5 protein-coding genes and 1 riboswitch are annotated in these 6,221 nt (G+C 71.3%); all 5 genes read left to right on the top strand.

The window, feature by feature from the left end:
- Positions 1–591, top strand: a 591-nt coding sequence (locus tag ACT3SQ_RS12140; protein WP_444601160.1) for a hypothetical protein, incomplete at its 5' end; no start/stop codon positions are given.
- 74 nt (positions 592–665) lie between these two features.
- The gene (locus ACT3SQ_RS12135; RefSeq protein ID WP_441444203.1) at positions 666–2,690 is read left to right on the top strand and encodes a M13 family metallopeptidase; all 2,025 of its coding nucleotides are present in this window, start codon (positions 666–668) and stop codon (positions 2,688–2,690) included.
- Entirely contained in the window at positions 2,687–3,253 is a 567-nt protein-coding gene (locus tag ACT3SQ_RS12130) for a hypothetical protein (protein WP_441444126.1), read from the top strand. Before ACT3SQ_RS12135 ends, ACT3SQ_RS12130 begins: the two co-directional genes overlap by 4 nt.
- Before the next feature lie 90 nt (positions 3,254–3,343).
- Positions 3,344–3,449: riboswitch (TPP riboswitch) on the top strand.
- Positions 3,450–3,494: 45 nt separating this feature from the next.
- The gene (locus ACT3SQ_RS12125; protein WP_441444127.1) at positions 3,495–4,142 is read left to right on the top strand and encodes an ECF transporter S component; all 648 of its coding nucleotides are present in this window, start codon (positions 3,495–3,497) and stop codon (positions 4,140–4,142) included.
- On the top strand, positions 4,139–6,217 hold the full coding sequence (locus tag ACT3SQ_RS12120; RefSeq protein ID WP_442331715.1) for an ATP-binding cassette domain-containing protein: 2,079 nt from the start codon (positions 4,139–4,141) through the stop codon (positions 6,215–6,217). The genes ACT3SQ_RS12125 and ACT3SQ_RS12120 overlap by 4 nt, the downstream gene beginning before the upstream one ends.
- Positions 6,218–6,221: the final 4 nt, after the last annotated feature.

Genomic DNA, 6,221 nt, shown 5'->3' with positions numbered 1-6,221 from the left:
CTCGGATTCGCCCTCGGCGCTCTCCAGCTGATCTCGCTGGTCGCCACCAGCCTGTTCGTGGCGCGCACCCGCAAGCAGCTGGCGATCAACCCCGGCCTGCTCGCCGTGCGCAGCGTCGTCGACGAGCTGCTGCGCGTCGCCACGGTGCTGCTGGCCATACTGCTGTGGCCGGGGGACATCCGGACTGAGCTGGGCATCTGGATCGGTGCCGGCTGCGCGCTGGTCTGGCTGGTCCTCGCCACCGCGCAGACCATCACCACCCGGCAGCGGATCGCCCGCCCCGGTGACTGGTCGAAGGCTGCGATCTCCACCCTGCTGGCGCAGCGGGTCGGAGCCCGCTCCACGGTGGTCATGCGGCTGCTGGACGTGCTCGGCACCGTGCTCTTCCAGGTCGGCGCGACCGTGCTGGTGATCCTCTCACCGGTGCTGGTGATCGGCACTGCGGTGCTCTCGATCGGCACCGGGCTGTCCACCCTGGTGCTCCAGCGCCGTGCCCCCGCTGAACGCTCTCGCACCCCCTGGGCCTATGCTCCGCTCGCCCTCGGAGTCCTGACCGTGGCCCTCGCCGCGCTCGGGATGGGTGCTTTCTGAGCTCCTGCTCCCTGAGCATCTTTCCCCGCACTTCGCATTTCACTCGTACCCCTCACCCCTCGCAGGAGCCGATGATGACCACTGCCCCCACCTCCACGACCCGCCTCTCGGGCCTCTCCCTGGACCAGGTCGACGAGTCCGTCCGCATCCAGGACGACCTGTTCGGTCACGTGAACGGGCGGTGGCTGCGCGAGCACGAGATGCCGGCGGACCGCTCGAGCGACGGCGCCTTCCATGCCCTCCGGGATCTTTCCGAGGAGCGGGTGCGGGAGATCATCGAGGAGGCGGCGACGGATGCGACCGACGCGCCGAGCGGCGAGGTCCCGACCACCGACCACGGCCGTGTGGGCGCCCTGTACCGGATGTTCATGGACACCGACGCGATCGAGAAGGCCGGCTTCGGGGTGCTCGACGAGCTGCTCGACACGATCACCTCCACCACCGACCTCGAGGCCGTCACCCGCACCATGGCCGCGCCCGACTCAGGGGCCTCGGCGCTGCTGTCCTACGTCTGGACCGACGACCGGGACTCCACGAACTACCAGGTCAAGATCCATCAGGGCGGGCTGGGCCTGCCGGATGAGTCCTACTACCGCGAGGACAGCTACGCCGAGATCCGCGAGGCGTACGAGGGCCACCTCGCCCGCCTCTGCGATCTCGCCGGACTGCCCGGCAGGGATGGGCTGGTCGCCGGCGGCGCCGAGGACCTCGCCCGCGCCGTGATGGATTTCGAGACTCGCCTGGCCGGCTGCCACGTGGACGTGGTCCGTCTGCGCGATCGGGAGAAGTCCTACAACCCGATGGATTCCGCCGCGCGCCGCGAGCTCGCCCCCGCCTTCCCCTGGGAGGCCTACATCGAGGGCACCGGCGCTCCGGCGCGGGCGTTCGAGGTGGTCTCCGTGAGCCAGCCCGAGTACGTCTCCGCCGCGGCGGAGCTGCTGGCGGGAGAGGACCTCGCGGTGCTGCGCACCTGGCTCGCCCTCCACGCCGTCTCCTCCTACGCGCCCTACGGGCCGGCCGCGCTCGTCGAGGAGAACTTCGCCTTCTCCGGCCGCGTGCTCTCCGGTGCTGAGGAGCTGCGGGAGCGCTGGAAGCGCGGCGTCGCCTTCGTCGAAGGTGCCGCCGGTTTCGCCGTCGGCCGCGAGTACGTCGCCCGCCACTTCCCCACCTCCCACAAGGAGCGGATGACCGAGCTGGTCGAGGCGCTGATGGACGCCTACCGCGACTCCATCGAGCAGCTGCCGTGGATGACTCCGGCGACCCGCGAGAAGGCGCTCGCCAAGCTCGAGAAGTTCACGCCGAAGATCGGCTATCCCGAGGTGTGGCGCGACTACGACGGTTTCGAGATCGTCCCCGGCGACCTGGTGGCCACCGCCCGCGCCTCCCGCCGCTTCGAGGCGGCCATCGAGTACGCGAAGGTGGGCGGCCCGATCGACGAGACCGAATGGCACATGACTCCGCAGACGGTCAACGCCTACTACAACCCCGGCCGGAACGAGATCGTCTTCCCTGCCGCGATCCTGCAGCCGCCGTTCTTCGATGCGGAGGCGGACGACGCGGTGAACTTCGGCGGGATCGGCGCGGTGATCGGGCATGAGGTGGGCCACGGCTTCGATGACCAGGGCTCCAAGTACGACGGCGACGGCAACCTGATCTCCTGGTGGACTCCCGAGGACCGCGAGGCCTTCGACACCCGTGCCGCACAGCTCATCGCCCAGTACTCCGAGCTCTCCCCCCGTGATCTCGACGAGTCCCATCGCGTCAACGGCGCGCTGACGATAGGCGAGAACATCGGCGACCTGGGCGGTCTCTCGATCGCTGTGAAGGCCTACCTGGCAAGTCACGACGCCGCTGACATCGACGTCGAGCTCGACGGATTCACCGGGCTGCAGCGCGTGTTCTGGTCCTGGGCCACCGTGTGGCGCGGGAAGAACCGTGACCAGGAGGCGATCCGTCGGCTGGCTGTGGACCCCCATGCGCCGATGGAGTTCCGCTGCAACACGGTGGTGGGCCATCTCGAGGAGTTCCACGCCGCCTTCGCGGTGACTGAGGGTGACGCCATGTACCGCGCGCCGGAGGAGCGGGTGACGATCTGGTGAGGCCCGAACCTCCGTTCTATGTGGGGCGCACCCGGCCCTCCTGGATCGGCTGGACCAGGATCGGGATCACCCTGCTGTTCGGCGTGATCCTTGTGCTGCTGATGTCCCAGCGCTCCAGCCTGCCGGGAGTTCTCCTGGTGGCGGCGCTGTTCCTCGCCCTGGCGGTGTGGACCTGGATGGGGCAGTGGACGCGCTTCATCGTGGATGAGCACGGCCTCACCGTGAGCCTGGGCGGCTTCCTGCCGCGCAGGCCGTGGCCGCTGTCGGAGTTCCGCACCGTGCAGCTGCGAGAGCTGCCCTCGTCACGCGCCGGGGTGACCCTCGGCGGTTACGGGTGGCGGCGCGGCACCGTGCTCACACCCCACGCCCAGGAGCTCACCCCTGTCGGGAAGCGGAAGGTCTTCACCGTGGACGAGCCGCGCGCCGCCTACCGGGTGATGGCCACCCGGCCCGGCCTGATGGTCGAGATCATCGGCCGCGGCTCCACCCACTTCATCATCTCGCCGGTCGATCCTCAGGCGACGGCCGAGGCCGTCGACCAGGCGATCCGCGCCCGCCTCTGAGCGGGTGCCGCCACGGCGCCGGGGCTGCTGCTCGGTGATGCCCCCGCGGCCCCGGTCAGGGCGCCCGTTGGGGTAGAGTGGCTCCTTGTCATCCACTGACAGGGGAGCACCGAGCGGTGCTGAGAGTGCGCACCAGGCGCAGACCCTCGAACCTGATCCGGCTCACACCGGCGTAGGGAGTCGGGATATCCGTGCGGCACCATCGGTGCTGGACGCCCCTTCCGTTGAGGAAGGAGAAGTGATGATTCGTTTCCGCACCGTAGATCTGCTGGTCACGGTTCTGATCGGCGCCGCCTTCGGTGTCGCATTCCTGGGGTACGGCCAGCTGTACACCCTGATCGGGCCGCTCACCGCAGCCTTCAAACCCGCCGAGGGACTCCTGGCCGGGATCTGGTTCCTGCCTGCCGTCCTGGCCGCCCTGATCGTGCGCAAGCCCGGCGCTGCGCTGCTGGCCGAGATGATCGCCGCCGTGCTGTCAATGCTGCTGGGCAGCCAGTGGGGCTGGGGCACGGCGATCTCCGGCCTGATGCAGGGCGGCGGGGTGGAGCTCGCGTTCCTCGCCTTCCGCTACCAGCGCTTCACGCTGCCGGTCGCGATGCTGGGCGGGATGCTCTCGGCCCTGCTGGAGTGGGGCTGGGAGAAGTTCGCCTACTACCAGGAGATGAGCTGGACCTACTCCCTCGTGATGCTCGGCTTCTTCCTGCTCTCCGGGGCGCTGCTGTGCGGCGTGCTGGGATGGGCCGCCAGCCGTGCCCTGGCCGCCACCGGGGCTCTGGACTCGATGCCGGCGGGCAGGGAGCGCGCCCAGCGGGTACGAGCCGCATCGCCCTCCGGAGGATCTGCTGGATCACAGGCTGAGCGCATGGCACCGGACGACGCCCGGGCGTGACGGACCTGTCCCTGCGAGGGCTCACCTGGCAGCCGTACACGCGGGCCGAGCCCACCGTCCTCGACCTCGACCTGGAGATCCCCGCCGGGCAGCGCGTGCTGCTGGCCGGGGCCAGCGGCAGCGGGAAATCCACCGTGCTGCGGGCCCTGGCCGGTCTCCTGGACGAGGAGACCGGAGAGCTGACCGGCAGCGCGCCCGGCCCCGCCCGCCCCGGCGAGCGGGGCCTGCTGCTGCAGAACCCTCTGGACGCCCTGGTCGCGGCGACCGTCGGCCGGGAGGCGGCCTTCGGCCCGGAGAATGCCGCCCTGCCACGTGCGGAGATCCAGGCCCGCACCACCGCGGCGCTCGATGCGGCGCTGGTGGATCTCCCCTCCGACCGTGCGCCGCTGGATGCCTCCGGCGGGCAGCAGCAGCGCCTGGCCCTGGCGGGATCGCTCGCGTTGGATCCCTCGGCGCTGCTGCTGGATGAGCCGACGTCGATGCTCGATGAAGCCACCGCCGCTGCGGTGCGCGAGTCGATCCTGGCCACCGCGGCGGGCCGCACCCTGGTGGTCGCCGAGCACCGGCTCGCACCGTGGCTGGACCACGTGGAGCGCCTGATCGTGCTCGGTGAGCAGGCACAGATCGTGGCCGACGGCCCGCCCCACGAGATCGCAGCCGGCATGACCGCCTCCCCCGCCGCACCCACCCGCTCGGCTCCCCGCGCGCAGCACGAGGGCGCCGTGATCGCGGCCCTGCGGGGCATCGATGCCCAGCGGGGCGGCCTGGCCGTGCTCGACGATCTGACCCTCGAGCTGCGCAGCGGAGAGCTGTGCGTGATCACCGGCCCCAGCGGCAGCGGCAAGACCACGCTGCTGCGCACGCTGCTCGGTCTGACCGCCCCGTCCGCTGGGAGCGTGGAGCGGCCCGCGCCCGAGCACGTCGCCTTCGTGCCCCAGAACCCCGAGCACTCCTTCGTCGCCGGCAGCGTGCGTGAGGAGGTGCTCGCCTCCCCCTGGGCACGCGACGAGCAGCTCGCCGATCAGCTCCTGGAGCGAGCGGGCCTGAGCGACCTCGCCCAGGCCAACCCCCACACCCTCTCCGGCGGGGAGCAGAGACGCCTCGCGATCATCGCCGCCCTCGCCCAGAAGCCTCGCCTGCTGGTGCTGGACGAACCCACCGTGGGACTGGACGCGGCACGCCATGCGGCGGTGCTCGAGCTGCTGGCCGCCGCGCGAGCCGAGGGCTGCGCTGTGGTGGCGGCCACCCACGACCTAGAGCTGATCGCGCAGGGAGACGTCGAGCACCGCCTGAGCGGGCCGGATGCTGAGGACGGCGGATCTGGCAGCAAGAGCCCCGATCGCACCATCGGCCCGGTCCCCCGCGCTCGCACGATTCCCGCCGACGCACTGAATCCGCTGGTGCTGAGCCTCATCGGGATCCTCGCCGCGATCGGCTCCTTCGCGGTGCAGTCCTGGCAGGGCGGGCTCCTGGCCCTGCTCCCGATCGTGCTGCTGGCGCCACTTGCGGTGCGGTCCGTGCGCGGGGGTCTGCTGCGGCTGACTCCGATCCTGCTCTCGGCCGCAGGCCTGGCCTGGACCTCCGCTCTGCTGGGCGACGCCCCCTCCCTCTCCGCCGAGGCCTGGCTGCTCGGCGCCAAGGAGGCCGCACGCATCACCGTGTTCGTCGCGCCCGGGGTGCTGGCGCTCGGGAGCGTGGACCCCACGGCGCTGGGCGACGCCCTCGGAGGCAGGCTGCGGATGCCCGCCCGCATGATCGCCGCTTCGGTCGCAGGGCTCGTCCGCGCCGGCCATCTGGGCCGGCAGTGGGAGATCATCACCCATGCCCGGGTGCTGCGCGGGATCGGCACCCGCACCTCCCCGAGAATGCTGGCCGGAGCCACCCTGGCCCTGCTGGTCGATGCCCTGCGCGGCGCCCAGCAGCAGGCCCTCGCCATGGACTCACGAGGCTTCGCGACCGCGACCACCCGCACCTGGGCGCTGCCGAGCCCGCTGCGGCGCGCGGACCTGCTGGGCGTCACGATCGCGCTCGGGCTCGCCGTATGGCCGCTGCTCGCGGAGATGCTGGTGGGGTGAGCGC

Source organism: Brachybacterium sp. AOP42-C2-15 (assembly GCF_052377065.1).
Taxonomy (GTDB): domain Bacteria; phylum Actinomycetota; class Actinomycetes; order Actinomycetales; family Dermabacteraceae; genus Brachybacterium.
This window is presented reverse-complemented; position numbering and strand designations above follow the sequence as displayed.

Coding starts and splice junctions, on each gene's coding strand:
- ACT3SQ_RS12135 (WP_441444203.1), top strand. CDS start 666: ATGACCACTGCCCCCACCTCCACGACCCGCCTCTCGGGCCTCTCCCTG.
- ACT3SQ_RS12125 (WP_441444127.1), top strand. CDS start 3,495: ATGATTCGTTTCCGCACCGTAGATCTGCTGGTCACGGTTCTGATCGGC.